This window comes from Bartonella sp. AA16NXGY, assembly GCF_042197325.1.
In the GTDB taxonomy this organism is placed as follows: domain Bacteria; phylum Pseudomonadota; class Alphaproteobacteria; order Rhizobiales; family Rhizobiaceae; genus Bartonella.
Map to the genome: position 1 here is coordinate 1 of NZ_JBHIRR010000058.1, position 1,017 is coordinate 1,017.

1 protein-coding gene is annotated in these 1,017 nt (G+C 34.8%); it reads left to right on the forward strand.

Translation table 11 applies throughout. From position 1 onward, the window contains the following. Window positions 1–57 precede the first annotated feature (57 nt). Window positions 58–792 carry a TrbJ/VirB5 family protein gene (locus ACFINK_RS09320; RefSeq protein WP_375638906.1) on the forward strand — a complete coding sequence of 245 codons (735 nt, stop codon included), beginning with the start codon at window positions 58–60 and terminating at the stop codon, window positions 790–792. Window positions 793–1,017: the final 225 nt, after the last annotated feature.

The window sequence follows — 1,017 nt, forward strand, 5'->3', positions numbered from 1 at the left end:
AATCCCTGCCGAAATCAAGCGAGGAGACAGATGAAAAAGCGATTTATTATAACAGGAATGATTACCCTTTTGGGAATACTGAATCTAGCTCCAGCAAATGCAGGTGTAAGCATAAGTTTCGAATCCCCAAAACTACCTAAGGACCCAACTGTAGACTCACCACCTGCCCCACGGCCACAACCTGCTCTACCAGCAGAATATCTGGAACTTATTAAGCTATTAAAAAAAAGAGAAATTATTGAGCTCTTAAAAAAACAGCTTGATTTGAAAAAAGAACAAATTTCGCAAACAGAAAGAGCCTATCAAGCTATAACAAAGAGTCAGAAAACTGGATCTACAACAATAGATTTTTCTAGTTTTTTTCTCAAAGAACCAGAATCGCTCTATAAGAGTGATAAGCTTTCAAGGGAATCATATCAAAAGGTATTAGAGGACGAAAACAAAGTTTCTGGCTCTTTTGATCAAATGGGCAAGGCTATTTTTGCGCGTTTACAATTTGCATCGATACTAGATAAAGCTGTAACTTTAAAAAGTTTTGAAAACGTAGAAAATCGTTTTAAATACCTCAAAAATCTATTTGATGAACTTCAAACAAAAGAAAACCTGAAAGATATTGCAGATCTTCAAACACATATCGATGGTTCATTAGCCATGATCAAAAATGAATCTATAAAGATGCAAATGATAACGCATTTACGTAAGGCTGAGCAATCACTTATGAAAAGGAAAAGACGCGAAATTGATATGAAAATTTTTAACCATGAAGCAAAAGGGATGCCTATCATACGATGAAAACAAAAGCCGATGTAGAAGGTTCAGTACTCTCTGAACAATTCAGAGAGGCACAAATATTTTATCAAAGCCAAGATATCGTGCTGAAAATACTTAGGTATGTATAAATGCAAATGAAGCGTTTAGCATATATCTATGTTCCAAGGTGATAAAAAGTTGAAAATTCGTTAAAGAGGAATTCCATGGACTTTACAGTGTTCACGCAACTTTTCAGTAAAATTGATC

What these genes read in the sequence shown, in the direction of transcription:
- ACFINK_RS09320 (WP_375638906.1), top strand. Translation starts at nt 58, where the DNA reads ATGATTACCCTTTTGGGAATACTGAATCTAGCTCCAGCAAATGCAGGT.